At 55.9% G+C, this 311-nt stretch carries 1 protein-coding gene; it reads right to left on the reverse strand.

All coding sequences use genetic code 11. From position 1 onward, the window contains the following. A partial coding sequence (locus EN859_RS36745) for a M20/M25/M40 family metallo-hydrolase (RefSeq protein ID WP_210237777.1) occupies positions 1-306 on the reverse strand: 306 nt, incomplete at its 3' end. Positions 307-311: the final 5 nt, after the last annotated feature.

Consider the following 311-nt stretch of genomic DNA (forward strand, 5'->3'; position numbering starts at 1 on the left):
CGCCGTGTGTCCATCGTGACCGCACGCGTGCATTTTTCCGTCGTTTTTCGATCGATGTTCGAAGCTGTTCAGTTCCTGAATCGGCAATGCGTCCATGTCGGCGCGCAGACCGATTGAGCGTGTGCCATTGCCGCGCTTGAGCACGCCGACGACGCCTGTTTTACCCAATCCGCGGTAAGTTTCAATGCCCCACGACTCGAGCGTTTTCGCGACCAGATCAGCTGTCGCAGTTTCCTCATAACGTAGTTCGGGATGAGCGTGAATCGTTCGTCGAAGAGTCTGGATTTCTCCGTGAGCAGCCTGGATTTCGG

The sequence above is a fragment of the Mesorhizobium sp. M00.F.Ca.ET.216.01.1.1 genome, from assembly GCF_004010325.2.
Taxonomy (GTDB): Bacteria; Pseudomonadota; Alphaproteobacteria; order Rhizobiales; family Rhizobiaceae; genus Mesorhizobium.